The organism is Pseudomonas chaetocerotis (assembly GCF_015712105.2).
GTDB lineage: Bacteria > Pseudomonadota > Gammaproteobacteria > Pseudomonadales > Pseudomonadaceae > Aquipseudomonas > Aquipseudomonas chaetocerotis.
Window position 1 is genome coordinate 349,183 of sequence record NZ_JACFYX020000001.1, and the last position, 26,095, is coordinate 375,277.

The following is a 26,095-nucleotide window of genomic DNA, read 5'->3' on the forward strand; positions in this document are numbered from 1 at the left end:
CCTCCAGACGGTAGCCCATACACGACAGCCGTATCTTTACAGCGTAACGCTGACAGCCCTGTGACGCTGCCCCGCTGGTCGGGCCGCGCCCGCCTTTTCAGGCGCTGCGACCCGCAGAGAATCCTTTTGCCCCGCGGTGGTTCCGAGCACACTCCAACCCATTGCCCTCCCCCTGCCTGCCTCTATAATCGCCGCTCGCCTACTCCGGAGCCGATCATGCCCAACCTGACCCTCGCCGACCTCAGCAGCGAAATCGAAGCCAACGTCCGCCGCGCCCTGGCCGAAGACATTGGCAGCGGCGACATCACGGCCCAGCTGATTCCGGCCGAGCGCCTGGCCAGCGCCCGCGTGATCACGCGTGAAGAGGCGGTAATTTGCGGCACAGCGTGGGTCGATGCAGTATTTCGCCAGCTCGACCCGCGCGTCGCGGTGCATTGGCAGGTGCAGGATGGCGACAAGGTCAGCGCCGACCAGACCCTGTTCCGCCTCGAAGGCCCGGCGCGCGCCCTGCTCAGCGGCGAGCGCAGCGCACTGAACTTCCTGCAGAGCCTGTCTGCCGTCGCCACCCGTTGCCGCCACTATGCCGACCTGGTAGAAGGCACCCAGGTAAAGCTGCTGGACACCCGCAAAACCCTGCCGGGCCTGCGTCTGGCGCAGAAATACGCCGTGACCTGCGGCGGCTGCCATAACCACCGCATCGGTTTGTACGACGCTTTCCTTATAAAGGAAAACCACATCGCCGCCTGCGGCGGCATCGCACAGGCCATCAACGCCGCCCACCAGATCGCCCCGGGCAAGCCGGTGGAAGTCGAAGTGGAAAGCCTGGAAGAACTGCGCGAAGCGCTGGAAGCCGGCGCCGATATCGTCATGCTCGACGAACTGTCACTCGAGGATATGCGCGAAGCCGTAAGACTCACCGCCGGCCGCGCCAAGCTCGAAGCTTCGGGCGGCATCAATGACAGCACCTTGCGCGTGATCGCCGAGACGGGCGTGGACTATATCTCGCTGGGGACGTTGACCAAGGATGTGAAGGCGGTAGATTTGTCGATGCGGTTGGTGCTGTAAGCCACCGACTCATTGCAAGAGCCGCGCCTCTCGGCGAATAGCAGCCTCACCGAAATCACACTGAGCTACAAAAAGCTCGCCCCGGGGCTCCTACAATTTCAGGGCCGCTGAAGGCATCGCGCAGGATGATTTGGCGAAGCGTAATCCGTGTTGACGCAGCGCCCATGCACCTAACACCAGAGACAATTCTCAAACCATTGCGCAGAGCTCAGCTATCTGTACCGCCAGCAGCTTCGTGGCAAACGATGGCGATGGAAGTTGCTACGGCGATTCCACCTTACGAATCCACCGTGCTGCGATCATAAAAGAGCACCCCGACGCGAGCAATGTGGTCGAGTAACGCCGGGTTATCGATACGATCCTTGAGAGAAAGATCGACCATCCAGGGCAGCAACAACTCGTCGACCTGGCTCTCCATGGCCAATAACTGCGCCAGTGAAAGCCCTTCCCCCTCAACCGTCAGATCGATATCCGACCCAACTCGATAATTACCTTTGGCACGTGAGCCATACAGAATGACTCGCTCGACCTGCGGACACGCGCGAAAAACAGCGCATAACTTCTCGACCGCATGCAGCGGCAACCCGAACCGACTCTCACCCGTCATAGTTCGCTGGCCAGTCCTTGCATCCGCTGCTGAAATTGCACGAAAAGATTCTGATAACGCTCCAGAATGCGCTCGGCGATCTCAATAGCGATGGATTCGTTGTAGGTATGGGCCGTCTGATTACGACTCTTGATCATCTCCATCCAGCCCTCACCATCGACGACCAGCCCCTGCTTGAACGCCGTGCGAATCGCATCGCGAGACCCCGTAATAGCCGGATTGCCCTGATAAACAAAATAATCTTTCATCAGATTCCAGGCCAACTCGAAAACAAACTCGAATGCCTGGATCAGCCCCAGTCGCTCCAACTCGCTGAGCGGACGACTCTGCACCAACTCAACCGCCCTTGTCAGTTGCCCAAGGGCACGCTGATAGTTGCTCAGTCGCTGTAGCCAGCGGATATCTTGATCAGTCATAGCAAACCCTTGCTCCATACCTGGAGTTGAAAGCTGCACCATCATGTCGCTCGCAATTCGCCGCTGCGCCCATTTTGATGGTTGCCACAGCGACAAATGACGGTCACGCCTCTGGCGATTCCATTCTACGAATCCGCCGTACCGCGAGACGAACCCCATACACAGAAATATTCGACACCTTCCTGATCAAGGAAAAACACATCGCCCAGGCCATCAACGCCGCCCGCCAGATCGCCCCGGGCAAGCCGGTGGAAGTGGAAAGCCTGGAAGAACTGCGCGAAGCGCTGGAAGCCGGCGCCGATATAGTCATGCTCGACCAACTGTCACTGGACGACATGCACGAAGCCTTAAGACTCACCGCCGGCCGCGCCAGGCTCGAAGCTTCGGACTGCATCAATGACAGCACCTTGCGCGCGGTCGCCGAGACGGGCGTGGATTACATCTCGCTGGGGACGTTGACCAAGGATGTGAAGGCGGTGGATTTGTCGATGCGATTGGTACTGTAAGCCACCAAGTCATTGCAGGAGCCGCGCCTCGCGGTGAATCGACCTCTCAATAAAATATACGAATCAACAAAAAACTTCCCGGAGCAGGACCTACAACTCCAGAGCAACGGAAGGTCATAAGCGAAGCATAATCCGTCATTACGCATCGACTAGACACTGAGATATCGGCACCTGCCCGCTTAAGTAAAAGCTCACTACTGCCTACGCCGCTATCCTCAGGCTATCAGAGTTAGCTGCGCAACAGATTACAACAGATGAGTCGATGAATTAGAAAGTCTGGAAGCGCTGGAGGCGGGAGCAGAACGCTCATGCTCAAAGAACTGCCACCGCGAGATAAGTGCAAGGCAGTAACACTTACCACCAACGGGATTGAATATACATCAAATCGATTCAAAGAAAGCACTTTGCACTCGATCAAAGAAACGGTAACAAAGGATTTAAGAGCAGTGAATGTAAAGATGAAGTCGACGCCATATACAGGCCTCCTAGCTATGCTCGCCTCACCACCATACGAAAACGCCCCGCGCAATGGCGGGGCGTACCACTCTAGAAACCAAATTTCTGCTGAAGTTAACTTAGCACCACAACAGCAATATTAATGATTTCTAAATCAGACATTAAGGACGGCACGCGGCGGGGAGATACTTTGCATCAACGTCAGTACCATCGGCGCCGATTGCTGCCTGAGTGCCGCTCGGGTTAGCAGCATAGCCACAAACCCAAGCAATATCGCCTGCGGCAGAAACCGCCGGACGGATAGAGAGAACGTTACCAGCCAGGTTGGCAGCATTGGCCTTGTTACCGTAGGTTACGGTAATCACGCCGTTTGCAGAGGTAATACCGGAAACATAAGACCCCTCAATCGTGTCATTGATGCCAAGCGCAGCATTGTTTGCAGGCCAAGCACCGCGGTCTGCATAAAACTCGGCAATCGAGGTTTTCAAACCACTTGCAAGCGAAGGACCCTCAGATGCCTGACCGCGAATTGTGTAATCTTGATAAGCCGGCAGCGCAATAGCGGCCAAGATACCAATGATCGCAACCACGATCATCAGTTCGATAAGGGTAAAACCCTTCTGCATTTGAGCTTTCATTCGTTAACTCTCCTAGAAATGGACAGGTCCAGCGACCTAACCATCCAGATGCAGCCCGCGTGCCAACTTCCAAAACACGCTAGACGGGACCGATTCAGCAAGTATGTCTCGCGTCACAACAACCTGTCCGGACACAAACTGACCCTTTTTGTCACCTGACAAACCGCGGTTTGGCAGTCGCCAGCATCTAGGCTATAAGGCAGGCATTGTGTGTGGAGCTCCCGATGAACGAAAGCGTATCCCTCTCCGGCCTGGCCAAGCAGATGGTACTGGCCGAGCTGCTGGACGAAAAAGCCGCTCAACAGGCGCAACAGCAGGCCCAGCGCAACAAGCTGTCGCTGGTGACCTACCTGGTGCAGAACAAGCTGGTAAAGAGCCGCGCCCTGGCCGAACTGGCCTCGGAGCAGTTCGGCGTCTCCTTTCTCGACCTCAACACCCTCGACAAGGAAAGCCAGCCACGTGACCTGATCAGCGAGAAACTGGTACGGCAACACCGTGTGCTGCCGCTGTGGCGGCGCGGCAACAAGCTGTTCGTCGGCCTCTCCGACCCCTCCAACCACCAGGCCGTCACCGATGTGCAGTTCAGCACCGGCCTGACCACAGAAGCCATCCTGGTCGAGGACGACAAACTCGGCGATGCCATCGACAAGTTCTTCGACTCGGCCAATAGCGGCATGGAAGACCTGGCCGATGTCGACCTTGACAGCCTGGATGTCCAGGCCGTGGATGACGACAAGCCTGTGGGCGATGCAGGCGCTGACGCTGACGACGCTCCAGTGGTGCGTTTCGTCAACAAGATGCTATTGGACGCCATCAAGGGCGGCTCTTCGGACCTGCACTTCGAACCTTACGAAAAGAACTATCGCGTCCGTTTTCGTACCGACGGCATTCTGCATGAGGCGGCCCGCCCACCCATCCAGTTGGCGCCGCGAATTTCCGCACGCCTCAAGGTGATGGCCGCGCTGGATATCTCCGAGCGGCGCAAGCCGCAGGATGGCCGGATCAAGATGAAAATCTCCAAGACCAAGGCCATCGACTTTCGCGTCAACACGCTACCCACACTGTGGGGCGAAAAGATCGTGATGCGAATTCTCGACCCCACCAGCGCGCAGATGGGCATCGACGCACTGGGCTACGAGGAAGAGCAGAAAGAACTCTATATGGCTGCCCTCAAGCAGCCCCAGGGCATGATTCTGGTGACCGGCCCCACCGGCTCGGGCAAAACCGTATCGCTCTACACCGGCCTGAACATCCTCAATACGCCCGATGTGAATATTTCCACCGCCGAAGACCCGGTGGAGATCAACCTGGAGGGCATCAACCAGGTCAACGTCAACCCCAAGCAAGGCATGGATTTCACCCAGGCGCTGCGCGCCTTCCTGCGTCAGGACCCGGATATCATCATGGTCGGCGAGATCCGCGACCTGGACACGGCCTCCATCGCCGTCAAGGCCGCACAGACCGGGCATATGGTGATGTCCACCCTGCACACCAACAGCGCCGCGGAAACCCTGACCCGCCTGCGCAATATGGGCGTGCCTTCGTTCAATATCGCCACCTCGGTCAACCTGATCATCGCCCAGCGCCTGGCGCGCAAGCTGTGCAGCAGCTGCAAGAAGGAAGTCAACGTACCCCGTGAAACCCTGCTGGCCGAAGGCTTCCCCGAAGACAAGATCGGCACCTTCAAGATTTATGGCCCCGTGGGCTGTGAAAACTGCAAGGGCGGTTACAAAGGGCGTGTCGGTATTTATGAAGTGGTTAAAAACACGCCCAACCTGCAGCGGATTATCATGGAAGAAGGCAACTCCATCGATATTGCCGCGCAGATGCGTAAAGACGGCTTTAATGACCTGCGCACCTCCGCTTTGCTCAAGGCCATGCAAGGGGTTACCAGCCTTGAGGAAGTCAACCGCGTGACCAAGGATTAACCATGGCCGAAAAAGCTCTCAAAACCAGCGCATTCAAGTGGGAAGGCAAAGACAGACGCGGCGCGGTCGTCTCTGGTGTCATCAATGGGCAGAACCCTGCGCTGGTAAAGGCACAACTGCGCAAGCAAGGCATCAATCCCACCAAAGTCAACAAACAGCTCAATCTCTCGATTCTGAGCGCAGGCAAAAAAATCAAACCCATGGATATCGCTCTGTTTACTCGACAGATGGCAACCATGATGAAGGCCGGGGTACCGCTGCTACAATCTTTCGATATTATCGGCGAGGGTTTTGATAACCCCAACATGCGCAAGCTCATCGAGGATGTGAAGCAAAATGTAGCGGCGGGCAATAGCTTTGCCGCCTCCCTTCGAAAAAGACCAGAATATTTTGATGAACTATACTGCAACTTGGTGGAATCTGGAGAACAAGCAGGCGCATTAGAAAACCTATTAGACCGAATCGCCACCTACAAAGAGAAAACCGAGGCACTCAAGGCTAAAATAAAGAAGGCTATGAACTACCCAATTGCAGTAATAGTCGTAGCCGTCATAGTTTCTTCAATTCTCCTTATAAAGGTCGTCCCACAATTTGAAGAGGTATTCTCTAGCTTTGGCGCAGAACTCCCAGCCTTTACAAAAATGGTGATTTCAATATCACAAGCGCTACAACAATGGTGGTTCATTATCTTAATAATGTTCTTTATTACTGCAATTATAATTCGAGCCTCTCTAAAACGATCACAAAAATTGCGCGACATGAAAGACAGAGGCGTTCTTAAGCTACCAATCGTTGGAGACATTCTATACAAATCAGCCGTAGCCCGTTTTGCACGTACTCTTTCAACGACCTTCGCTGCCGGCGTGCCATTGGTGGATGCACTCGACTCAGTGTCCGGCGCCACTGGCAATGTGGTATTCAAGAATGCCACAAACAAGATCAAGGCTGATGTCTCTACCGGCACGCAACTAAATTTTTCTATGCGGACTACCAACACCTTTCCCAGCATGGCAATTCAAATGACCGCCATCGGCGAAGAATCTGGAGCACTAGATGAGATGCTCGACAAAGTTGCCAGTTTCTACGAAGAGGAAGTTGATAATATGGTTGACGGACTGACCAGTCTTATGGAACCCATGATCATGGCTGTACTAGGCGTGTTGGTTGGTGGTCTCATCATTGCGATGTATCTACCGATTTTCCAACTGGGCTCCGTGGTTTAAATGCTCGTGATCAACTTTCTGGCCAGCCATGCGCTGGCCTTTGTTTTGTTTGCTCTGCTACTGGGCCTGCTGGTCGGCAGCTTCCTCAATGTAGTGATCTATCGCCTACCCGTGATGCTGCAACGCGACTGGCAGAGCCAGGCGCGCGAGGTGCTGGAGTTGCCGCCAGCACCAACCGCCCAGACCTTCAACCTGATCCTGCCCAACTCCTGCTGCCCGCAATGCGGCCATGAGATTCGCCCCTGGGAGAACATCCCGGTCATCAGCTACCTGTTCCTGCGCGGCAAGTGTTCGAACTGCAAGACGCCGATCAGCAAGCGTTACCCCATCGTCGAGCTGGCCTGCGGGCTGCTTTCCGCTTATGTCGCCTGGCATTTCGGGTTTACCTGGCAGGCGGGGGCGATGCTGGTGCTGGCCTGGGGGCTGCTGGCGATGAGCCTGATCGATGCCGATCACCAGATTCTGCCGGATGTGCTGGTGCTGCCACTGTTGTGGCTGGGCTTGATCGTCAATTACTTCGGGCTGTTCACCAGCCTGGAGGACGCGCTGTGGGGGGCGATTGCCGGCTATCTGAGCCTGTGGTCGGTGTACTGGCTGTTCAAGCTGATCACCGGCAAGGAAGGCATGGGTTACGGTGATTTCAAGCTCCTGGCGATGCTCGGCGCCTGGGGTGGCTGGCAGATTCTGCCGCTGACCATTCTGCTGTCGTCGCTGGTCGGGGCGGTGCTCGGGGTCATCATGCTGCGCATGCGCGGCAGCGATTCCGGCACGCCGATTCCCTTTGGCCCTTATCTGGCGATTGCCGGGTGGATCGCCCTGCTGTGGGGTGATGTGATTACCGGCAGTTATCTGAAGTTCGCCGGTTTTTGAGCTAATCCAGCAACATTCGCCACTCCCGCGAAGGCGGGAGCCCAAGCGTTATACTGATTCCGCAAACTGGGTCCCCGCCTTCGCGGGGATGACGGATCGCGGCACAAGCGATTCGCATCGCATCCAATTCCCCCCTACAATCGCGGCCTTGAGCAGTAACGAGGCCGCATTGGCGCTATGAAACCCTGGATACTCGGCCTGACTGGCGGCATTGGCAGCGGCAAGAGCGCCGTGGCGCAAGGCTTTATCGAACGTGGCGTGCACGTGGTGGACGCCGATCATGCGGCGCGCTGGGTGGTCGAACCGGGACGCCCGGCGCTGACCCGGATCGTCGAGCATTTCGGCGCCGGCGTACTGCAAGCCAATGGCGAACTGGACCGCGCCGCACTGCGCAAGCTGATATTTGCCGCCCCTGAGCAGCGCCGCTGGCTGGAAGGCCTGCTGCATCCGCTGATCGGCCAGGAGATCGTTCAGGTGCTGGCGCGCGCAGAATCGCCCTATGCCATTCTGGTGTCGCCACTGCTGATCGAGTCCGGCCAGCGGCAGATGACCCAACGCATATTGGTCGTCGACACGCCTGCCGAGCTGCAGCTGCAACGCACCATCGCGCGCGACCAGAGTTCGGAAGAACAGGTTCGCGCCATCATGCAGGCCCAGGCCAGCCGCGAAGAGCGCCTGCGCCATGCTCACGACGTGCTGATCAATGATCGTGATATGGCCTGGCTGGACGCGGAGGTCGAGCGCCTGCACACCTTCTATCTGACCCTGCGTGGAGGCCAGCCATGACCATTACCGTTCAATGCCCAACCTGTAGCGCACCCGTCGAGTGGAAAGCCGAAAACACCTACCGCCCCTTCTGCTGCGAGCGCTGCAAGCTGATCGATCTGGGCGCCTGGGCCGCCGAAGAGCATGCGATTCCCGGCAATGACCTGGAAGACGAGATATTCAGCGGCGAGCTGCCGACAAGGCCGCATTGACGCGCAATCGCGGCTGAAGCCGCTACTGCGGTAGCGCCTGGATACGCTACGTAACCCATCAGCATCGTGCGCGCAGGCGGTGCGCACGGCGCACCCTACGGTGCTCAGGGGCGCATGAAGGCGTAATCGCGATCATCGTCGAGGTTGTCGGCGAGAAACTGCAGTTCGCCAGCCAGTTCCTGAGCGTCGCGCAGCGCCTTGTTCTGCTGCACGATTTCCGCCAGCAGCGCGCGCAATACCATCAGGCGCTCGAAACCCTGCGCCTCGGCGTCGCGCACATCATCATGCAGAGCACTTCTGGCCCAGCTGTGAATACTCATGTTCAAGTCCCTCGGAAGCGGTTTTCACAGCATGGCGGCGGGCCCGCTCTGAGCCTTGATCAGGATCAATCCCGGCCGCGCCATTCAATCGGCCAATACAACGCCATTCACTCGCTGGGATCACCTTCCTTCCAGGGCGCTTGCAGATAGCGGCTACGGTTGAAGGTTTCCAGCCAGTCCGGGTAGAACACCACCAGTGCGGTGACGATGGTGCCGTTGATAAAGGCCTCGGGAAACGCCACCAGCCACAGGTAGCCGGCGAAGTCGTCCAGCCAGGGCGGCATGGGGAACAGCCCGTCCATCCACAACAGGGCAAGACCGCCGAGCAGCGTCATCAGCGTAGCCAACGCAGCTGGAAAGAAACCGCAGAAGAAGATGTAGACGAACAGGTTACGCGGCTGCGCGCGCTCGACGCGAATTGCGCACACCTCGGTGACCAGCACCGGAATAAGTACCAGCAGTACGCCGTTGATGCCGAGCGAGGCCAGGTCCATGCGACCGATAGCCAGCAGGCCAAGCTGCGCCGCCAGGCCAGCCAGTACGGCCAGTGGCCAGTCGAGCAACAGGGTTACCGCGGTCATGCCAATGAAGTGATAGGAAAGCCCGGAGTCGAAATCGCGGCGCACCAGCCATAGCAGAAACAGCGCGAGCATGGTGCCGAACAGCAGATGCTGGCGGCGCAGGTCACTGAACAGTTCGACCCACGGCGCCCGTGTTATCGCCCAGAGCAGCGCCAGCCCATAGACCAGCCAGCCGCCCAACAAGGTGGAGAAAGCCAGTAGATTGGAAGCGATCATGCGCACACCCTTCTCTTCATTCATCGCCGTGCCAGGGAGTCTACACCGGCACTCGGATTTGATTTTGCCGGCAGAGCAACTGCACTGGCGACTGCCCTGCCATTGATCGACAACAGCCAACAAAGCCCAGCTGGATTTCCACGCTCACTGGAACGACTGTAGTTGCCGGCACTGGCAAGCCAGCCTGCGCTGCAGCTAAGCTTCGGACATGGACGACTCCGACTATCTGCGCCTGCTGACGCACCAGGCCGAACAAGCCAATGCCTTCCTCTCCAACGCCAAGAAATGGGAGCGCGAGCGTTGGGTTTGTCAGCGCCTGCTGCAAGCGCTGAACGTGCGTCACCACAGCGACGACTTCACGCCCAGTGGCCAGGAGCCGCCGGATGTGCTGTTTCGCGATGCCAGTTTCGAAGTGTTTTTCGTGCTCGATGAAGGCCGGCGCCTGAATGACGAGTGGCGCGCCGAGCTGGAGCGGCGACGCAGCGCCTTTTCCCTGAGCCAGCTGGTACGCCGCGAAGCACGCCCCAAGCGCATTCCAGCCAGCGAGATGCAGGCGCGACTGGCGCCGACCTTACGCAAGAAGGCGCATAACTACCGCGAGCGCGGCATCGACCTCGGCGAACTCGACCTGGTCGCCTTCGTCAGCCTCAAGCGCGCCGTGCTCGATTGCAACAGCCACTTCCCGCCACCCACCGAATACCTGCGCCAGGGCTGGCGCTCGCTGTCGCTGGTCGGCCCGCGCTTCGCCCGTGTGCTGTTCGCTCACCCGGACGCGCCGGATTTTCTGCGGCAAAATCTCGGACGCAGCCTGCTGTTCGACATCGGTATCGGCCTATGAGCCCCTTGCAGGAGTTGCTGGCTGAGGTACCGCAGGTCGGCCAGGTGCGCTGGATAGGCGTGCGCCCCAGGGCGCGTGAGGCGATGCTCGAAGTCGAAGCTGTGGAAGCGCGGCGTGAAGCCGGCCTGACCGGCGATCACAGCCGCCCCGGACCGCGCAATGCGCGGCAGGTCACGCTGATCCAGTGGGAACACCTGGCCGTTGTCGCTGCCCTGCTCGGCCGCGACGCGCCCATGCCGCCGAGCGAGCTGCGCCGTAATATCGCGGTCGCCGGCATCAATCTGTTCAGTCTCAAGGGCCGGCGCTTTCGCATTGGCCAGGCGCTGCTGGAAACCACCGGCTGGTGCCAGCCGTGCGCCCGCCTGGAAGAACGCCTCGGTCGCGGCACCTTCCAGGCCATGCGCGGCCATGGCGGTATTACCGCTCGTGTGATCGAAGGCGGCATCATTCGCCTGGAGGACGCCGTAAGCGTTGAAATCCTTGCCCCATTATCTGACCCGCAGGACAACGACGCTCGCCAAGGCTGGCGGGCACGCCTAGAATAGCGGCATTCAAGCAGAGGCCCACCCATGACCAGTCGCCTGAGCCCCGAAGACCAGCAGAAAGTCGACCACTACCTGAGCGCACCGCAGCATCAGGTTGAACGTCAGCCGTTTCGCGTCTGGCGTCTGCTGGCGGTGGTCATGGTCGTGACCATTGGCCTGGGCCTGCTGAGCCGCCTTCTGAGTCGACTGGTGCTATGAGCTGCCTTGCGCTCGCCCTCTCGCACTCACAGCGCATTTTTCAAAGCCTTGTGAGCAATATCCATGTCCCATCGCATCGTGATTGTCGGCGGAGGCGCCGGCGGTTTGGAGCTGGCCACCCGTCTGGGTAGAAAACTGGGCAAGAGTGGCGCCGCCCGAATCATTCTGGTCGACGCCAACCTCACCCATATCTGGAAGCCCCTGCTGCACGAAGTGGCCGCCGGCTCGCTGAACTCCTCGGAAGACGAACTGAACTACGTGGCCCAGGCCAAGTGGAATCATTTCGAGTTCCAGCTCGGGCGCATGTCCGACCTCGACCGTGCCGGCAAGAGCATCACCCTGGCACCGACGCTGGATGACGACGGCCAGGTGCTGATGCCTGAGCGTCGGATCACTTACGACAGCCTGGTCATTGCCGTTGGCAGCACCACCAATGACTTCGGCACGCCTGGCGCCGCCGAGCACTGCATTTTCCTCGACACTCGCGCGCAGGCTGAGCGCTTCCATCGACGTATGCTCAGCCACTACCTGCGCGCGCACGCCAACGAGAGCGAAGACGGCTCGAAGATCGACATTGCCATCGTCGGCGCCGGTGCCACAGGGGTCGAACTGGCAGCAGAACTGCACCACGCCGCCAAGCAACTGGCTGCCTATGGCCTGAATCGCATTCGCCCCGAAGATATGCGCATCACCCTGATCGAAGCCGGGCCGCGTGTACTGCCTGCTCTGCCCGAGCGCATCGCGCGTCCGGTGCATAAGACCCTCGAGAAGCTCGGCGTCACCGTACTGACCGGCGCCGCCGTCAGTGAAGTGACTGCCGATGGCCTGAAAACCGCCGACGGCAACTTCATACCGGCCAGCCTGAAAGTCTGGGCTGCCGGCATCCGCGCCCCCGGCTTTCTCAAGGATCTCGATGGTCTGGAGAGCAACCGCATCAACCAGTTGCAGGTTCGTCCGACCCTGCAAACGACGCTCGATGACGACGTCTTCGCCTTCGGCGACTGCGCGGCCTGCCCACAGCCGGGCACCGAGGGTCGCAACGTGCCGCCACGCGCCCAGGCCGCGCATCAGCAGGCATCGCTGCTGGCCAAATCGCTACGCTTGAAGATCAGCGCCCAGCCGCTGCCGGAATACCGCTATCGCGACTACGGCTCGCTGATCTCGCTGTCGAGCTTCTCAGCGGTCGGTAACCTGATGGGCAACCTGACCGGCAGCGTCATGCTCGAAGGCTGGCTGGCACGGGTGTTCTACGTGTCGCTGTACCGCATGCACCAGATGGCCCTGTATGGCGTGCCACGCACCCTGCTGCTGATGCTCAGTGATCGCATCGGGCGCAGCACCGAGCCGCGTCTGAAACTGCACTGAAGCAGCGGAAACAGGCGTTGCAGGGTGGGCCGGGCGGCGATCCGCTTCAGCCCACCTCTCCCCCCGCTGGTGGGCTAAAGCCCACCCTACGAGCTAGAAGTGGACGCAGGGCGAGACAGGGGGAAACGAGCAGATGCGTAGCCCGGATGAAATCCGGGACGCTCTCGATACAGAACTGCCGCCCCGGGCCGCATTCGAGCCGCGTCGCAAAAACCAAACACGCAAACACGAAAAAGCCCGCACTAGGCGGGCTTGTTCGTTGTGGTGGTGGGTCGTGTAGGATTCGAACCTACGACCAATTGGTTAAAAGCCAACTGCTCTACCAACTGAGCTAACGACCCAAAAATGGTCGGGGTAGGGGGATTCGAACTCCCGACATCTTGCTCCCAAAGCAAGCGCGCTACCGGACTGCGCTATACCCCGATAGGAAGTTGGCTCCGCGACCTGGACTCGAACCAGGGACCCAATGATTAACAGTCATTTGCTCTACCGACTGAGCTATCGCGGAACTTCGGTCTTCCAGCTCTGCTGCGCTTCGGCTTTCGCTTTACCGCTTCAGAGGCGCGCCATTTTACGTAGCAAAATTTCCCTGTCAACCCCTGCAAACTGCTTTTATGACAATGCTTTGCAGGCAAGCCATGGACTACTATATGTTTCATCGAACTGCGGCACGACGCAGGACGCGCCAGCCGACGACGCCAGTCAGGACAGTCCATGAGCAACCAGGACAAGCCCCCCATTCACCCCAAGGTGGTCAGCCTCGCCAGCCGCGGTATACAGCCGCGCTTCAGCGATCTGGTACAAGCCTGCCGCAAACTGGTGATGAATCGACTGGCAGAGCATCTGAGCGGTGTATTCGGCCAAGTCGATGACACCCTGTTCGAGTGCGCCGAGAAAGCCGAGAACAACAAGGTGCAGACGTTGTTCTTCGACAACATGCGCGAGATCCGCCGCCAGCGTCCACAGATCGAGCGCAGCTACCACCAGGCCATCGCCAACAATTTTTCCGATTTCCTCGACGGCAAACTGCAGGATCAGACGCCGGCCGAAGTGGACCCCGAGCAGTTGGCCCTGGTGCAGAACGAGGATTACGAAGAAACCCTGCAAGTCACCAATATGGTCAGCCGGGTCAAGGCACGCTGCACCCAGCCGCTATTCGCTCTGGAGCAGCGCCTGGCGCTGCTCAACAACGGCCAGAAGCTCGGCGAGGACAGCAACCCTTTCGGCCCACAGGCCATTGCCCAGGCGTTTCGCGATGCGCTGGCGCCCTGCCCCTTCCCACTGCAGATCAAGACCATCCTGTACATGCTCTTCGATCGCCATGTGATGCAGAGCCTCGATTCACTCTATGCTGCTCTCAACCAGCGCCTGATCGATGCCGGCGTGCTGCCCAACCTCAAGTACAGCGCGCAGATCAACCCAAGCGTCAGCCGCCCCGATGCGCCTCAGGCAGAAGCCCCGCCCCCCCAACAACAAGCACCGGGCAGAGCGGGCGCGACGTCTGCCCCCGTGGAACCGGCGCTGTTCGACCTCGATCTCAGCGCACCGCCGCCGAGCGATCCGGCCGCGCTGTTCAGCGGCCTGTCCAGCCTGCTAGGCGAGCATCGCCAGAGCCACCCGGACGCCCCGCTGCTGGGCGGCACACGGAGCATCATCAGCTTTTCACCGCGCGAGGCCAGTCGTACCTACAGCGCCAGCGAATTGCTTGCTGCGCTCAATCGCATGCAACAGCAGTCGGCCCACGAACTGGCCCAACGCCTGCACCAACCGCAAGCCGTTGAAGGCCTCAAGGCCGACCTGCAGCAGCAATTGGAATCGCACAGCAGCCTGCCGGGCGACAGCAAGGTGTCCGATCAGGAAGCCGACGTGATCGACCTGGTTGGCATGCTGTTCGACTTCATCCTCGATGACGAAAACCTGCCGGACGCCTGCAAGACCGCACTTTCGCACCTGCATACGCCCTACCTGAAAATTGCGCTGCAGGACAAGGCGCTATTCACCCAGCACCACCATCCGGCGCGACGCCTGCTCAACACCATGGCTCAGGCCGGCGTGCTGTACGGCAACGAAGGCGACGAACGCGGCCTGCTGGCCAAGATGCAGTGGGTGGTCGAACGGGTGATTCACGGTTTCAGCGGTGACCTGGCGCTGTTCGACAGCCTGATCGAGGAGTTCAACGAATACGTCGAGACCCTGCGCCACAAGGTCGAACTGCGCGAGCGTCGCGCGGTCGAGGCGGCCAAGGGCCGTGACCGCCTGCTCGGGGCTCGCGAACAGGCGCTTCAGGTGATTCAGCGCTGCGTCGGGCAGCGCGACCTGCCAACCATCATCCGCAATTTCCTCGAACTGACCTGGGCCGATGTCCTGGTTTTCGTCTTGCTGCGCCACGGCGAGCAGAGCACGGAGTGGAAGCGCTCGTGCGAAGTGGCCGAGCAACTGGCCTGGAGCGGCACGCCGCTCGGCGAGGTCGAGGTGCTGCAATTGCAGGAACAGCGCGTGCCCATGCTCAGCGACCTGCGTAAGGGCCTGGAATTGCTCGGCGGCTACCATGAGGACGGCATCCGTCGCCTGCTGCAGGACCTGGTGGCCTGCCAGCACGCGGTGCAAGCCAAACAACCGCAGCTGGCCGCCCAGCTCAGACCCACCCTGCCAGAAAGCCCCCTGGGCGCCATGCTCGGTGAGGATGCCGACCTGGCTCGCCAGGCACCTTCGCGCAGCAAGCTCTCGGCACGCGCACAAGCTCTGGCCAAGGAACTGGCCAGCGTCGAATTCGGCACCTGGTTCGAGTTCGTCGAGGACGGCAAGAGCCGCGTACTCAAGCTTTCCTGGTTCAGCCCGACCACGCACAACTACATGTTCGTCGACCACAGTGGTCAACGCGTGGCGATCAAGCCGCTGACCCTGCTGGCCAGCGAGATGGAAAAGGGCCTGGCCCGCATCGTCACTCCCGAACGCGCGACGCCACTGGTCGATCGCGCGCTGACTGCCATTTACCGTGTGCTGCAGCGCTTCACTGGGCGCACGGCCGAACCCCGCTGAGGAATTTCCATGGAAGAGCGTCGTCAACACAGCCGCCATGGCACCGAAATGCAGCTGGAGGTCTTCGACCTGAACAGCGGGCAGCGCCTGGGCCGCATCGTCGACCTGTCTGCCGATGGTTTCATGCTGTTCAGTGACACCCCCCACACCGCCGACGCGGTGCTGGAATGCCGCCTGGTATGCACCTCAGGCAGCGATTCGGTACAAGAGGTACACCTGGGCGCCGACTGCCTGTGGAGCCGCCCCGGTGCCGACGGCCAGCATTGCTGGGCCGGCTTTCATATCATCGATCTGGCCGAGGATCAGGCCAAGGCGCTGGAAAGCCTGCTGGCCAGGCTCTGAAGTAGGGTGCGCTGTGCGCACCGATATTCCAGCGTAACCGGTGCGCACGGCGCCCCCTACGAAACCAGATAAGACGCCAAGGCAGCCTTTCGTGGGCCCCCGCCCCGGTTCGCGACGGGGCGCCGTGCGCCCACAACGAAAAACGGAGCCCGCAGGCTCCGTTTTTTCATCCCGGCATAACACCGGGATATCGCATAGCGGGTTACGCCGCGCACTCTGCTCATGAAACCAGCCGATTACATGCTTGGCGCCACTAATCCGCCCTACGCCAGCTTCTTGTAGCGCACGCGGTGCGGCTGCGCGGCGGCATCGCCCAGGCGCTTCTTGCGGTCGGCTTCGAACTCGGTGTAGTTGCCTTCGAAGAAGTTGACCTTGCCATCGTCCTCGTAGGAGAGGATATGCGTGGCGATGCGGTCGAGGAACCAGCGATCGTGGGAAATCACCACGGCGGCGCCCGGGAAGTCCAGCAGCGCCTCTTCCAACGCGCGCAGGGTTTCCACGTCGAGGTCGTTGGACGGTTCGTCGAGCAGCAGCACGTTGCCGCCCTGCTTCAGGGTCAGCGCCATGTGCAGGCGACCGCGCTCACCACCGGAGAGGTCCTTGACGAACTTCTGCTGGTCGGCACCCTTGAAGTTGAAGCGCCCGACGTAACCGCGCGACGGCACCTCGTAGTTGCCCACCTTGATCATGTCGAAGCCGTCGGAAATCTGCTCCCACACGGTCTTGTTGCCTTCGAGCATCTCGCGGCTCTGCTCGACGCTGGCGATCTGTACGGTCTCACCGATCTCGATATGGCCGGAATCCGGCTGCTCCTTGCCGGTGATCATGCGCAGCAGGGTCGACTTACCGGCGCCGTTACCGCCGATCACGCCGACGATGGCGCCTTTGGGAATGCTGAAGGACAGGTCGTCGATCAGCACGCGGTCGCCGAAGGACTTCGACACGTTGTGGAAGTCGATGACCTTGTCGCCCAGACGCGGACCGGCCGGGATGTAGATCTCGTTGGTCTCGCTGCGCTTCTGGAATTCCTGCGACTGCATTTCCTCGAAGCGTTGCAGACGCGCCTTGGACTTGGACTGACGCGCCTTGGCACCCTGGCGCACCCACTCCAGCTCGGCCTTCATCGCCTTGGCATGCGACGCCTCGGCCTTGGCTTCCTGAGCCAGACGGTTGGCCTTCGATTCCAGCCAGCCGGAGTAGTTGCCTTCGAAGGGGATACCGTGGCCGCGGTCGAGTTCGAGAATCCAGCCAGCGACGTTGTCGAGAAAGTAACGGTCGTGGGTGATGGCCACCACGGTGCCTGGGAAGTCGTGCAGGAAGCGCTCCAGCCAGGCGACCGAGTCGGCGTCCAGGTGGTTGGTCGGCTCGTCGAGCAGCAGCATGTCTGGTGCCGACAGCAACAGGCGGCACAGCGCCACGCGGCGTTTCTCACCACCGGACAGGTGCTCGATCTTGGCGTCCCAGGCCGGCAGACGCAGAGCGTCGGCGGCGACTTCCAGCTGGCGCTCCAGGTTATGGCCATCGGAAGCCTGCAGAATGGCTTCGAGTTTGGCCTGCTCGGCAGCCAGGGCGTCGAAGTCGGCGTCCGGCTCGGCATAAGCGGCGTAGACCTCGTCAAGACGGGCCTGGGCCTGCTTGATCTCGCCTACGGCCTCTTCGACGATGTCGCGCACCGTCTTGCTCGGATCGAGCTGTGGCTCCTGCGGCAGGTAGCCGACCTTGATCCCCGGCATCGGACGGGCTTCACCGTCGATCTCGGTGTCGACGCCGGCCATGATGCGCAGCAGCGTGGACTTACCGGCGCCGTTGAGGCCCAACACGCCGATCTTGGCGCCTGGGAAGAATGACAGGGAGATGTCCTTGAGAATTTCACGCTTCGGCGGGACGACCTTGCTGACCCGATGCATGCTGTAGACGTACTGAGCCATGGAGAACCTGACTGGTGAGAATGAGGGCTGAAAATGGCGGGCCTTGCAGGCACTGCGAAAGCGTTGCGAGTGACGAAACCGGCAACGCCAGCAGGCTGACCATCTGGCGCATGCCGGCCTGGCCGCCGTATTACCGGCTGCAGGCAGTTTTCACGAAGCCTGCAGCGGGGCGTTTGCAGAGACCTTAGCCCCTGCTGGAGCGAACGCCAAGTACCGCGCGGACAGTTCACGCGCGCGGCGCAAAACTACCGGAATGTGCGTGGCAGGGCAAACCTACGTTCGTCGGCGCAGCTGGCACTTGGCCACGTTTGCAGGCATTCTAGCCGGCTCGCGCGAGCGCAGGCATACCCGCGCGCCTCACAAAGCTCAAGATAGCCCAGCACCGGCTACAGGTTCACAGAACGTGTCGACTCCCTCATCCCTGCCTTCCTCCTCTCCGGGCGAGTCGCGCGCCGCATTGCGCCGTGCACTGGTGGTGCTGGTGCTGGCGATACTGGGATTGCTGGCGTGGCAACTGACCCAGGAATATCGCCAGTTGCTCGATAGCCAGAAGCAACTGAGCCAGGGTTACAGCACCCAATTGGCCAAGCATCTGAGTCTGAACATGCGCCTCAAGGCGCAGGCGGGCCAGGCGATGCTGCAGAGCAGCCCGGCGCGCGCTGGCGACGGCAGCGAATTGGTCACGGCATTGCGCAGCATCTTCCCGACCGTCAACAGCGTGGCCTGGCTCGATGCCAATGGGCAGTTGCTGGCCGACAGCGCCAGCGAGTCGCGCGACCTGAGTTTCGTTCGCAACCAGCAACAACGCAGTGGCGCGGCACCCTATCACTTCGCCTTCAGCTCACTGGAAGGCGGTGTGCTCTACCTGCTGCTGCGTCAGCCCGACGACAGCCACCGGATATTGCGCATGCGCACCAGTGCGCTGCGCGGCTGGCTGCGCGATCAGCACCAGAGCGAGCACAAATGGTTGCTCGAAGACCTGCTCAGTCACCGCGTGATAGCGCGCGCCGATGACCTGCAACAGGCTGGCGGCATCATCGCTCCGGTTACTGCGGCAGAGCAGGCACAAAGCCTCGATCTGATCGCCCTGCCCGGCAGCGACTGGCAACTGCGCGCCCTGTTCGATGCAGAACGCGCCGGCAACGAGCTGATGCCGACCCTGGCCGGCAAGTTCCTGCTGTTCACGCTGTGCAGCCTGCTTACCCTGCTGGCCCTGTACGGCCTGCAACGCGAGCAGCGCAGCCTGCAGCGCCTGAATACCGAAACACGCCGCTCGCTGCGCCAGGCCGCCAGTGCGCTCGGCGCCGTCGAAGAACGCATTCTGGTGACCCAGGCCGATGGCAAGGTGCGCTACCTGAACCCGCAGGCCGAAGCGCTGTTCGGGGTTCCCAGCGACGTGGCCGGGGAACTCCATCTGCTTGATCTGCTGCCCGATCTCGACCCGTTGCTGCTCAACAGCCCACAACTGAGCAACGATCTGGGGCCGGAGCTGATCAGAGTCGAAAGCGAGGGGCGCGAGCGGCTGTTCGCCGTGACCCGCAGCGATATCAGCGAAGTCGGGCGTCATGCCGGTTACGTCTGGGTGCTGCGCGATGTGACCGATGAGCAGCAGGCCATGCGCGTACTGCAGGAAACCCGCAGACGCTATCAGGACATCTTCGACGGCACCGGCGTAGCCCTCTGCGTGCTCGATCTCTCCGGCCTGCGCTGCCTGTTGCTGCAGCACAAATTACGCGATGCGGCGGGTCTGCAGCGCTGGTTGCAGGCCGATGCCGAGCATCAGCAACTACTGGTCGAGCAACTGCGCATTACCGAGGCCAACCAGGTGGCGCTCAACCTGCTCGGGGTCAAGTCCACCGAACAGGCCTGGCAGCAACTGATCGACAACGGCCCGGTACAGCCCGACGATCTGTGTTACCGCCTGGCCGTGGCCGTGCTCGAAGGCCCCAACCTGATGGAGCTGGAAACCCAGCTGGTCACTGCACAGGGCTTGCAGCGTCACGTCTGGCTGGTGCTGCGCCTGCCGGAAATGCTCCAGGACTATCAGGCCGTCACCCTGAGCATCAGCGACATCACCAGCCGCAAGCGTATCGAGCTGTCGCTGATCGAGCGTGAGCGCTTCTGGTCCGAAGTGGTGCGCTCGGTCCCCGACCTGCTCTACGTGCATGACATGCAGAACCGGCAGGTGCTGTTCAGCAACCACAGCCTCGGATTGCAACTGGGCTATAGCGTCAGCGAGCTCAAGGCGATGGGCGGAGATTTCTGGGAGCAGGTACTGCACCCGGACGACAGCGAATACTACTGGCGCATTCGCAACCTGCAGAAAGTGGTCGGCAACGGTCTGCTGCTCGAATCGGTGCTGCGCTGGCGTCACCGCAATGGCCAATGGCACTGGTTCAGCATCCGCGAGCAGGCCCTGGCGCGCGATGAACGCGGTCGAGTCAGCCGCCTGATCGGCGTGGCCAAGGACATCACCGAGCAGATCGAGCGCAACCAGTCGCTGCGTGACAGCGAGCAACGCTACCGCCTGCTGGCGGAAAGCATCAGCGACGTGATCGTCTCCACCGACGACAGCCTGACCCTGAACTACGTCAGCCCCTCGGTGGAGGCCATGCTCGGCTACAACGCCGAATGGGTGATGACCAACGGCCTGCAGGGCCTGGCGGCCAACCCGCAGCAGCTCGCCAGCCTCTACCTGCTGCTCGAGCGGATTCGCGATTCGCTCGGCGAGCGTGACCGCCTCGAGCGTCTGCGCGAGGAGCTGCCGGATCAGCTGTTCGTCTTCGACTGCCTGCGCGCCGACGGCCACAAGATCCCGGTGGAACTGCGCCTGGTGCTGATGTGGGACGAGAACGGTCGCTTCGAAGGCATCCTCGGCGTTGGCCGCGACATCAGCCAGCAACGCCGCGCGGAAAAAGACCTGCGCATGGCCGCCACGGTATTCGAACACTCCACCGCGGCGATTCTGGTGACCGACCCGGCCGGCTACATCGTTCAGGTCAACAAGGCCTTCAGCCGCGTCAGTGGTTATTCCGCCGGTCAGGTGCTCGACCAGCTTCCCGGCATGCTCACCGCCGACCGCCAGCAGGCGGCGCACCTGCAGTACATCCTCGGCCAACTCAACCAGCGCGGCAGTTGGGAGGGCGAAGTGTGGCTCAAGCGCAAGGGTGGGGAGAACTTCCCGGCCTGGGTCGGCATCACCGCAGTGCATGATGAGGAAGGCGACCTGGTCAGCTACGTGTGCTTCTTCAGCGACATCAGCGAGCGCAAGGCCAGCGAACAGCGCATCCATCGTCTGGCCTACTACGACGCCCTGACCCACCTGCCCAACCGCACCCTGTTCCAGGATCGTCTGCACAGCGCACTGCAGCATGCGGATCGGCATGATGAATGGGTGGTGCTGATGTTCCTCGACCTCGACCGTTTCAAGCCGATCAACGATTCGCTCGGCCACGCCGCCGGCGACCGCATGCTCAAGGACGTGGCCGTGCGCCTGTCGGCCTGCGTCGACGGTGACGACACCGTGGCGCGTATGGGCGGCGACGAATTTACCCTGCTGCTGCAGCCGCGCGCCACCCGCGAGGGTGCGCTCAATCGCGCCATTCATGTCGCCGAGCAGATTCTCTCCAGCCTGGCGCGCCCTTTCGTCCTCGAAGGCCGCGAATTCTTCGTCACCGCCAGTATCGGCATCGCCCTTGCCCCGCAGGACGGTAGCGAGCTGAGCCAACTGATGAAGAACGCCGATACCGCGATGTATCACGCCAAGGAGCGCGGCAAGAACAACTTCCAGTTCTACCAGGCCGACATGAACGCCAGTGCCCTGGAGCGCCTGGAGCTGGAAAGCGACCTGCGCCACGCTCAGGAACAGGGCCAGTTCGTCCTGCATTATCAGCCGCAGTTCTCCGGCGACGGCAATCGCCTGACCGGGGTCGAGGCGCTGCTGCGCTGGAGTCATCCGACACGCGGCCTGGTGCCGCCGGATGAGTTCATCCCGGTACTCGAAGAACTCGGCCTGGTGGTGCAGGTCGGCGAATGGGTGCTGGAAGAAGCCTGCCGTCAGCTCAAGGCGTGGCACGAGGAAAAGATCCGCATCCCCAAGATTTCGGTCAACCTGTCGGCCCGGCAGTTCGCCGAAGGCGACCTGAGCGCACGCATCGCCGCCATTCTGGACAGAACCGGAGTAGCCCCAGCCTGCCTGGAGCTGGAGCTGACCGAAAGCATACTGATGCGTGATGTCGCCAGCGCGATGCAGACTCTTGGTAACCTCAAGCACTTGGGCCTGTGCATTGCAGTGGATGACTTCGGCACCGGCTACTCGTCACTGAACTACCTCAAGCAGTTCCCCATCGACGTGTTGAAGATCGACCGCAGCTTCGTCGACGGCCTGCCTGATGGTGAGCAGGATGCGCAGATCGCCCGCGCCATCATCGCCATGGCGCACAGCCTGAACATGATGGTGATCGCCGAGGGGGTGGAGAGCCAGGCACAACTGGACTTCCTGCGTGAACACGACTGCGACGAAGTACAGGGCTTCCTGCTGGGCAGACCCATGCCTGCACGTCAGCTCACAGCCCAATTCAGCGGCGCAGCGCTGTTCATCCTCAGTTGACGGGCAGGACGCCAGCCCGCTCTAGGCCCCAACTCAGCATGAAGGCCATTTGTCAGGCTCATGACCGACCTTCATATGCCTGAATGCGACCTTTGCGGTAGAATCCGCCCCCTCTTTCTACCGCCCAGCTGATTTCAGGGGACCGCCATGTTCAGCCGTGATTTGACCCTCGCTCGTTATGACGCCGAACTCTTTGCCGCGATGGAGCAGGAAGCCCAGCGCCAGGAAGAGCACATCGAGCTGATCGCCTCGGAAAACTACACCAGCCCGGCGGTGATGGAAGCCCAGGGCAGCGTGCTGACCAACAAGTACGCCGAAGGCTATCCAGGCAAGCGTTACTACGGTGGTTGCGAGTACGTCGACGTGGTCGAGCAACTCGCCATCGACCGCGCCAAGGAGCTGTTCGGCGCCGACTACGCCAACGTCCAGCCTCACTCCGGCAGCCAGGCCAACAGCGCCGTGTATATGGCCCTGCTCAACGCTGGCGACACCGTGCTGGGCATGAGCCTGGCCCACGGTGGCCACCTGACCCACGGTGCCAGCGTCAGCTTCTCCGGCAAGATCTACAACGCCGTGCAGTACGGCATCAACGACCAGGGTCTGATCGACTATGACGAAGTCGAGCGCCTGGCCGTCGAACACAAGCCGAAGATGATCATCGCCGGCTTCAGCGCCTACTCGCAGGTTCTGGATTTCCCGCGTTTCCGTGCCATCGCCGACAAGGTCGGTGCCTACCTGTTCGTCGACATGGCCCACGTGGCCGGTCTGGTTGCGGCCGGTCTGTACCCGAACCCGGTGCCGTTCGCCGACGTGGTTACCACCACCACGCACAAGACCCTGCGCGGCCCGCGCGGCGGCCTGATCCTGGCGCGCAAGAACGAAGAGCTGGAGAAGAAGTTCAACTCCGCGGTATTCCCGGGCGGCCAGGGCGGCCCGCTGGAGCACGTCATCGCCGCCAAGGCGGTGTGCTTCAAGGAAGCGCTGCAGCCTGAGTTCAAGGCTTACCAGGCACAGGTGATCAAGAACGCCCAGACCATGGCCCAGGTGTTCATCGACAACGGCTACGACGTGGTCTCCGGCGGCACCGAGAACCACCTGTTCCTGCTCTCGCTGATCAAGCAGGACATCACCGGCAAGGATGCTGACGCAGCCCTGGGTCGCGCCTTCATCACCGTCAACAAGAACAGCGTACCGAACGATCCGCGCTCGCCGTTCGTCACCTCCGGCCTGCGTATCGGCACCCCTGCCGTCACCACTCGCGGCTTCAAGGAAGACGAGTGCCGTCAACTGGCAGGCTGGATCTGCGACGTGCTGGCCAACATCGGCAACGATGAAGTCGAAGGCCGCGTGCGTGAGCAGGTCAAGGCGCTGTGCGCGAAGTTCCCGGTCTATGGCAACTAAGACCGCTGGCCTGAAATGAAGAAGCCCGCCGATTGGCGGGCTTCTTTTTGCCTTGTCGATTTCCTTGTCGTGCTCGGGATACAGGCGGTGCGCACGGCGCACCCTACTGAACACCGCAAATCGTGCGCACCGACAACGAAGCGGGCGTTACCGCTTACGCGGGCTGTTTCACGTAGCGCGCCAGCTGCGCATCACGGCTCATCACATCAAGTGTGGCGGCCAGCACCTGCTCACTGGTGGCATCAGCTTCGCTGAAGATGCTGCCGAAGTTGTCGTGAGTGACCTTGGCGAAATGCGCACGATCCTGGGCTTCGACGCCCAGCAGGGTGGCATAGGCGTCCAGCGCCTCGCCCTGGCCCATTGCCATGTCTTCGGCGATGGAATCGAGCATGCCGTTCATCGCCAGCATGGAACGCCCGTTGTAGCCCAGCGCGCCGCTGGTGTCGCAACCGTTGGTACCCGACGTCATGCCGAAGGTGGCATTACCCGACGTACCATTGGTGGTGGTGGCCAGGAAATGCGGGGCCATGCCGCGCTGCCCTTCGAACAGCATGTTGCCCCAGCCGCAGCCATTGCCGCCCGCAGCGTCGGCGAATGCACCAACACTGGCCATGCTCAACAGGCCAAAGACCAAACCTTTACCCAGCAGTCGCTTGCTCATGTCTATCGCTCCGCAATATCGAGTAATAAAAACTACACAAGGAGCTTTGGCGAGACTTGGCCACCTGTCAAACTGGTGTGCCTCTGCTGTGCCCTGCGACACAGGGGCAAAGTACGGGGCCGTCAGCCTTGGCTATAGTGATGTAAATCCTTCAGGAGTATGGGCATGAGTGAATCAGCCAACGAGCGTCGGCGTTTTCAGCGCATCGCCTTCGACGCCCCCACCGTGCTCGTGCAAGGCGAACGGCACTGGGCAGCAGTGTTGCATGACCTTTCGCTCAAAGGGCTGATGGTCGAGACTCCGGCAAACTGGAACGCTGACCCAGATCAGCCGTTCGAAGCGCAGATCCAGCTCGGCGACGAGGCGCGGGTAAGGATGGAGGTGCTGCTGACACGTACCCAGGCGGGCTATCTGGGCTTCGTCTGCCGTCATATTGACCTGGATTCGATTAGCCATCTGCGTCGCCTGGTCGAGCTCAACCTGGGCGACGAAAGCTTGCTGGAACGTGAACTCGCCGCCCTGGGCGATCAGCCCTGATCAAGGCTGCCCAATCACTTCAGCGAAAACCTCGCGGATTTCATCTTCGGGCAGGTCGTCACCAATGAACATCAGCACGTTTCCGTGCGCTTCGCCCGCCTCCCACTCGCCATCACGGCCAGAGCTGTAAAGTCCCCGCTGGAGCACCAGACAACGCGGCTCGTCCACAATCGCGAGCACACCCTGGTAGCGCAGCAGCGCATCGCCGATACGCACCAGCAAGACCTCGGTGAACGCAAAGAGGCGTTTCAGATCCACCGGTTCAAAGCTCTCCAGCACCAACGTACGAGTACGGTGCCGACGCCAGCTTTGCTGAAGAAGCCGTGACACGGGTCGAGCGCGGACAACCCGACATCGTGCTGATGGATATTAGCCTGAATGGCGTCAGCGGCTGGAGCTGACAGCACTGCTCACCCGCTGTCATCCGAGGCTCAAGGTAGCGAGACTGAGCATGAACAGCGGCCGACAATGTGCCCGCCAATCCCGGCAGACAGGTGCCGCTGGCTATGTACTCAAGGATGCAAGATCAGGAGAAATGATTGCGGCGATCAAGGCGCTGGCAGAGACGCTGACTGGCTACACGTCAACGCCGCAGACAGAGCACTGACCCCGTTCAAGAGTCAGATACTGCAAATGATGGCGCAAGGCTTGAACAACAAAACCATGGCACGTGAATTGGCGATCAGCGTGCGGACGGTGGAACCCCATCGCCTGAATATCCGCCGTAAGCTGGATACCGAAAAACCTACCGATCTGATGCGTCAGGCCATGCAGTACAGCCGGCAACCCTGCCACCTTTACAACGACTGACACCTGTTCATACCCCGTA

General features: G+C 60.9%; 25 protein-coding genes, 3 tRNA genes and 1 pseudogene. 18 read left to right on the forward strand and 11 right to left on the reverse strand.

Translation table 11 applies throughout. The features are described from left to right. The first annotated feature begins 216 nt into the window (after positions 1–216). A complete protein-coding gene (gene nadC, locus H3221_RS01650; protein ID WP_196473801.1) occupies positions 217–1,065 on the forward strand; it encodes a carboxylating nicotinate-nucleotide diphosphorylase in 849 nt (282 codons plus the stop codon). 277 nt (positions 1,066–1,342) lie between these two features. Here the strand turns inward: nadC and H3221_RS01655 are convergent, their stop codons facing one another. Further along, the gene (locus tag H3221_RS01655; RefSeq protein ID WP_196473802.1) at positions 1,343–1,672 is read right to left on the reverse strand and encodes a nucleotidyltransferase family protein; all 330 of its coding nucleotides are present in this window, start codon (positions 1,670–1,672) and stop codon (positions 1,343–1,345) included. Beyond that, on the reverse strand, positions 1,669–2,088 hold the full coding sequence (locus H3221_RS01660) for a nucleotidyltransferase substrate binding protein (protein WP_196473803.1): 420 nt from the start codon (positions 2,086–2,088) through the stop codon (positions 1,669–1,671). Before H3221_RS01660 ends, H3221_RS01655 begins: the two co-directional genes overlap by 4 nt. A gap of 167 nt (positions 2,089–2,255) precedes the next feature. On the opposite strand from H3221_RS01660, the pseudogene H3221_RS01665 reads away from it, so the two are divergent. Continuing rightward, a pseudogene (locus H3221_RS01665) lies at positions 2,256–2,594 on the forward strand (nicotinate-nucleotide diphosphorylase); the annotation flags it as partial. A gap of 308 nt (positions 2,595–2,902) precedes the next feature. Beyond that, entirely contained in the window at positions 2,903–3,193 is a 291-nt protein-coding gene (locus tag H3221_RS01670) for a hypothetical protein (RefSeq protein WP_196473804.1), read from the forward strand. An 18-nt stretch (positions 3,194–3,211) separates the two neighbouring features. Here H3221_RS01670 and H3221_RS01675 read toward each other — a convergent pair whose 3' ends face one another. Further along, positions 3,212–3,688: a pilin gene (locus tag H3221_RS01675; RefSeq protein ID WP_196473805.1), complete on the reverse strand. Its 477-nt coding sequence runs from the start codon at positions 3,686–3,688 to the stop codon at positions 3,212–3,214. Positions 3,689–3,912: 224 nt separating this feature from the next. On the opposite strand from H3221_RS01675, the gene pilB reads away from it, so the two are divergent. From pilB to yacG, 5 genes are all read left to right on the forward strand, one after another. Next, positions 3,913–5,616 carry a type IV-A pilus assembly ATPase PilB gene (pilB, locus tag H3221_RS01680; protein WP_196473806.1) on the forward strand — a complete coding sequence of 568 codons (1,704 nt, stop codon included), beginning with the start codon at positions 3,913–3,915 and terminating at the stop codon, positions 5,614–5,616. A gap of 2 nt (positions 5,617–5,618) precedes the next feature. Then, positions 5,619–6,839 carry a type II secretion system F family protein gene (locus H3221_RS01685; RefSeq protein WP_196473807.1) on the forward strand — a complete coding sequence of 407 codons (1,221 nt, stop codon included), beginning with the start codon at positions 5,619–5,621 and terminating at the stop codon, positions 6,837–6,839. Then, on the forward strand, positions 6,840–7,709 hold the full coding sequence (locus H3221_RS01690; protein ID WP_196473808.1) for a prepilin peptidase: 870 nt from the start codon (positions 6,840–6,842) through the stop codon (positions 7,707–7,709). A gap of 177 nt (positions 7,710–7,886) precedes the next feature. After that, the gene (gene coaE, locus H3221_RS01695) at positions 7,887–8,495 is read left to right on the forward strand and encodes a dephospho-CoA kinase (protein WP_196473809.1); all 609 of its coding nucleotides are present in this window, start codon (positions 7,887–7,889) and stop codon (positions 8,493–8,495) included. Beyond that, complete coding sequence (gene yacG, locus H3221_RS01700; protein WP_075745447.1) at positions 8,492–8,686, forward strand: DNA gyrase inhibitor YacG; 195 nt, start codon at positions 8,492–8,494, stop codon at positions 8,684–8,686. Before coaE ends, yacG begins: the two co-directional genes overlap by 4 nt. A gap of 104 nt (positions 8,687–8,790) precedes the next feature. Here yacG and H3221_RS01705 read toward each other — a convergent pair whose 3' ends face one another. Both H3221_RS01705 and H3221_RS01710 read right to left on the reverse strand, forming a co-directional pair. Continuing rightward, positions 8,791–9,006 carry a hypothetical protein gene (locus tag H3221_RS01705; RefSeq protein ID WP_196473810.1) on the reverse strand — a complete coding sequence of 72 codons (216 nt, stop codon included), beginning with the start codon at positions 9,004–9,006 and terminating at the stop codon, positions 8,791–8,793. Positions 9,007–9,113: 107 nt separating this feature from the next. Beyond that, a complete protein-coding gene (locus H3221_RS01710; protein WP_196473924.1) occupies positions 9,114–9,803 on the reverse strand; it encodes an energy-coupling factor ABC transporter permease in 690 nt (229 codons plus the stop codon). 208 nt (positions 9,804–10,011) lie between these two features. Here H3221_RS01710 and H3221_RS01715 point away from each other — a divergent pair, with 208 nt between their 5' ends. The 4 genes from H3221_RS01715 to H3221_RS01730 all read left to right on the forward strand — a co-directional run bounded on the left by H3221_RS01715 (position 10,012) and on the right by H3221_RS01730 (position 12,749). After that, complete coding sequence (locus H3221_RS01715) at positions 10,012–10,641, forward strand: DUF1780 domain-containing protein (RefSeq protein WP_196473811.1); 630 nt, start codon at positions 10,012–10,014, stop codon at positions 10,639–10,641. Next, positions 10,638–11,186 (forward strand): MOSC domain-containing protein, encoded by a 549-nt coding sequence (locus tag H3221_RS01720; RefSeq protein WP_196473812.1) that lies wholly within the window; start codon positions 10,638–10,640, stop codon positions 11,184–11,186. Before H3221_RS01715 ends, H3221_RS01720 begins: the two co-directional genes overlap by 4 nt. 24 nt (positions 11,187–11,210) lie before the next feature. Then, the gene (locus H3221_RS01725) at positions 11,211–11,384 is read left to right on the forward strand and encodes a DUF3094 family protein (RefSeq protein ID WP_075745439.1); all 174 of its coding nucleotides are present in this window, start codon (positions 11,211–11,213) and stop codon (positions 11,382–11,384) included. A gap of 63 nt (positions 11,385–11,447) precedes the next feature. Further along, a complete protein-coding gene (locus tag H3221_RS01730) occupies positions 11,448–12,749 on the forward strand; it encodes an NAD(P)/FAD-dependent oxidoreductase (protein ID WP_196473813.1) in 1,302 nt (433 codons plus the stop codon). A 265-nt stretch (positions 12,750–13,014) separates the two neighbouring features. On the opposite strand, the gene H3221_RS01735 is transcribed toward H3221_RS01730, so the two are convergent. The 3 genes from H3221_RS01735 to H3221_RS01745 all read right to left on the reverse strand — a co-directional run bounded on the left by H3221_RS01735 (position 13,015) and on the right by H3221_RS01745 (position 13,257). Next, positions 13,015–13,090, reverse strand: a tRNA-Lys gene (locus tag H3221_RS01735). 5 nt (positions 13,091–13,095) lie between these two features. Next, positions 13,096–13,172 (reverse strand) — tRNA-Pro (locus H3221_RS01740). 9 nt (positions 13,173–13,181) lie between these two features. Continuing rightward, positions 13,182–13,257, reverse strand: a tRNA-Asn gene (locus tag H3221_RS01745). Between the two features lie 206 nt (positions 13,258–13,463). Between H3221_RS01745 and H3221_RS01750 the strand changes: the two genes are divergently transcribed. Beyond that, the gene (locus H3221_RS01750) at positions 13,464–15,788 is read left to right on the forward strand and encodes a DUF1631 domain-containing protein (protein ID WP_196473814.1); all 2,325 of its coding nucleotides are present in this window, start codon (positions 13,464–13,466) and stop codon (positions 15,786–15,788) included. Positions 15,789–15,797: 9 nt separating this feature from the next. Then, complete coding sequence (locus tag H3221_RS01755; protein ID WP_196473815.1) at positions 15,798–16,130, forward strand: PilZ domain-containing protein; 333 nt, start codon at positions 15,798–15,800, stop codon at positions 16,128–16,130. A gap of 263 nt (positions 16,131–16,393) precedes the next feature. Here the strand turns inward: H3221_RS01755 and ettA are convergent, their stop codons facing one another. After that, positions 16,394–18,058 (reverse strand): energy-dependent translational throttle protein EttA, encoded by a 1,665-nt coding sequence (ettA, locus tag H3221_RS01760; protein WP_196473816.1) that lies wholly within the window; start codon positions 18,056–18,058, stop codon positions 16,394–16,396. A gap of 403 nt (positions 18,059–18,461) precedes the next feature. Between ettA and H3221_RS01765 the strand changes: the two genes are divergently transcribed. Together H3221_RS01765 and glyA are read left to right on the forward strand one after the other, a co-directional pair. Further along, positions 18,462–22,667 carry an EAL domain-containing protein gene (locus tag H3221_RS01765; RefSeq protein ID WP_397427942.1) on the forward strand — a complete coding sequence of 1,402 codons (4,206 nt, stop codon included), beginning with the start codon at positions 18,462–18,464 and terminating at the stop codon, positions 22,665–22,667. 147 nt (positions 22,668–22,814) lie between these two features. Further along, positions 22,815–24,068 carry a serine hydroxymethyltransferase gene (gene glyA / locus H3221_RS01770; RefSeq protein WP_004425032.1) on the forward strand — a complete coding sequence of 418 codons (1,254 nt, stop codon included), beginning with the start codon at positions 22,815–22,817 and terminating at the stop codon, positions 24,066–24,068. A 154-nt stretch (positions 24,069–24,222) separates the two neighbouring features. Here the strand turns inward: glyA and H3221_RS01775 are convergent, their stop codons facing one another. After that, positions 24,223–24,729 (reverse strand): DUF3015 domain-containing protein, encoded by a 507-nt coding sequence (locus tag H3221_RS01775; RefSeq protein ID WP_196473817.1) that lies wholly within the window; start codon positions 24,727–24,729, stop codon positions 24,223–24,225. A gap of 165 nt (positions 24,730–24,894) precedes the next feature. On the opposite strand from H3221_RS01775, the gene H3221_RS01780 reads away from it, so the two are divergent. Continuing rightward, positions 24,895–25,266, forward strand: coding sequence for a PilZ domain-containing protein (locus tag H3221_RS01780; RefSeq protein ID WP_196473818.1), 372 nt, complete (start codon positions 24,895–24,897; stop codon positions 25,264–25,266). Here H3221_RS01780 and H3221_RS01785 read toward each other — a convergent pair whose 3' ends face one another. After that, complete coding sequence (locus H3221_RS01785) at positions 25,267–25,596, reverse strand: GTP-binding protein (RefSeq protein ID WP_224490452.1); 330 nt, start codon at positions 25,594–25,596, stop codon at positions 25,267–25,269. A 138-nt stretch (positions 25,597–25,734) separates the two neighbouring features. Here H3221_RS01785 and H3221_RS01790 point away from each other — a divergent pair, with 138 nt between their 5' ends. After that, positions 25,735–26,076: a response regulator transcription factor gene (locus H3221_RS01790; RefSeq protein ID WP_224490481.1), complete on the forward strand. Its 342-nt coding sequence runs from the start codon at positions 25,735–25,737 to the stop codon at positions 26,074–26,076. Positions 26,077–26,095 lie beyond the last annotated feature (19 nt).

Coding starts and splice junctions, on each gene's coding strand:
- H3221_RS01690 (WP_196473808.1), top strand. CDS start 6,840: ATGCTCGTGATCAACTTTCTGGCCAGCCATGCGCTGGCCTTTGTTTTG.
- H3221_RS01710 (WP_196473924.1), bottom strand. CDS start 9,803: ATGATCGCTTCCAATCTACTGGCTTTCTCCACCTTGTTGGGCGGCTGG.
- ettA (WP_196473816.1), bottom strand. CDS start 18,058: ATGGCTCAGTACGTCTACAGCATGCATCGGGTCAGCAAGGTCGTCCCG.
- H3221_RS01660 (WP_196473803.1), bottom strand. CDS start 2,088: ATGACTGATCAAGATATCCGCTGGCTACAGCGACTGAGCAACTATCAG.
- H3221_RS01775 (WP_196473817.1), bottom strand. CDS start 24,729: ATGAGCAAGCGACTGCTGGGTAAAGGTTTGGTCTTTGGCCTGTTGAGC.
- H3221_RS01780 (WP_196473818.1), top strand. CDS start 24,895: ATGAGTGAATCAGCCAACGAGCGTCGGCGTTTTCAGCGCATCGCCTTC.
- coaE (WP_196473809.1), top strand. CDS start 7,887: ATGAAACCCTGGATACTCGGCCTGACTGGCGGCATTGGCAGCGGCAAG.
- H3221_RS01750 (WP_196473814.1), top strand. CDS start 13,464: ATGAGCAACCAGGACAAGCCCCCCATTCACCCCAAGGTGGTCAGCCTC.
- yacG (WP_075745447.1), top strand. CDS start 8,492: ATGACCATTACCGTTCAATGCCCAACCTGTAGCGCACCCGTCGAGTGG.
- H3221_RS01655 (WP_196473802.1), bottom strand. CDS start 1,672: ATGACGGGTGAGAGTCGGTTCGGGTTGCCGCTGCATGCGGTCGAGAAG.
- H3221_RS01725 (WP_075745439.1), top strand. CDS start 11,211: ATGACCAGTCGCCTGAGCCCCGAAGACCAGCAGAAAGTCGACCACTAC.
- pilB (WP_196473806.1), top strand. CDS start 3,913: ATGAACGAAAGCGTATCCCTCTCCGGCCTGGCCAAGCAGATGGTACTG.
- glyA (WP_004425032.1), top strand. CDS start 22,815: ATGTTCAGCCGTGATTTGACCCTCGCTCGTTATGACGCCGAACTCTTT.
- H3221_RS01705 (WP_196473810.1), bottom strand. CDS start 9,006: ATGAGTATTCACAGCTGGGCCAGAAGTGCTCTGCATGATGATGTGCGC.
- nadC (WP_196473801.1), top strand. CDS start 217: ATGCCCAACCTGACCCTCGCCGACCTCAGCAGCGAAATCGAAGCCAAC.
- H3221_RS01715 (WP_196473811.1), top strand. CDS start 10,012: ATGGACGACTCCGACTATCTGCGCCTGCTGACGCACCAGGCCGAACAA.
- H3221_RS01670 (WP_196473804.1), top strand. CDS start 2,903: ATGCTCAAAGAACTGCCACCGCGAGATAAGTGCAAGGCAGTAACACTT.
- H3221_RS01720 (WP_196473812.1), top strand. CDS start 10,638: ATGAGCCCCTTGCAGGAGTTGCTGGCTGAGGTACCGCAGGTCGGCCAG.
- H3221_RS01730 (WP_196473813.1), top strand. CDS start 11,448: ATGTCCCATCGCATCGTGATTGTCGGCGGAGGCGCCGGCGGTTTGGAG.
- H3221_RS01675 (WP_196473805.1), bottom strand. CDS start 3,688: ATGAAAGCTCAAATGCAGAAGGGTTTTACCCTTATCGAACTGATGATC.
- H3221_RS01685 (WP_196473807.1), top strand. CDS start 5,619: ATGGCCGAAAAAGCTCTCAAAACCAGCGCATTCAAGTGGGAAGGCAAA.
- H3221_RS01790 (WP_224490481.1), top strand. CDS start 25,735: ATGTGCCCGCCAATCCCGGCAGACAGGTGCCGCTGGCTATGTACTCAA.
- H3221_RS01755 (WP_196473815.1), top strand. CDS start 15,798: ATGGAAGAGCGTCGTCAACACAGCCGCCATGGCACCGAAATGCAGCTG.